Source organism: Yersinia sp. 1252 StPb PI, assembly GCF_048593885.1.
In the GTDB taxonomy this organism is placed as follows: domain Bacteria; phylum Pseudomonadota; class Gammaproteobacteria; order Enterobacterales; family Enterobacteriaceae; genus Yersinia; species Yersinia enterocolitica_E.
The window spans coordinates 1-320 of the sequence record NZ_JAZGQE010000545.1 but is presented as its reverse complement, the minus strand read 5'-3'; the positions used below and the strand labels follow the sequence as shown (position 1 = coordinate 320).

The window sequence follows — 320 nt, the reverse complement described above, 5'->3', positions numbered from 1 at the left end:
CATTATAATTCAGGGTGTACTTACTCCAATATAACCAGTGAATAATAAACTTCATCATCACTAATAATTACTTTATCCTTAAGTATTTTCACAATAATAATACTATCAGTACCTTCTACCCTATCATGAGTAAAGTAGGTTTCTTGTGCCACGCCAGAGTCTATTATGGCGATAGATTTTGACTCGTCTGCATGTTCGAGTATACCAACCAGTTTCAGCCTTCCCATATACAAGGGAGCCTTAGCTATATCGTTAGTAACATTGTTTTTTTGTATGTTATCTTTAATGACCTTGCTAAATAACTTTAACCTTTTGATCTC

Annotated in this window: 1 protein-coding gene; it reads right to left on the bottom strand. The window is 33.8% G+C overall.

Annotated elements, in window-relative coordinates:
* Positions 1 to 20: 20 nt before the first annotated feature.
* A partial coding sequence (locus V2A85_RS24675; RefSeq protein WP_420072689.1) for a type II secretion system protein N occupies positions 21 to 320 on the bottom strand: 300 nt, incomplete at its 5' end.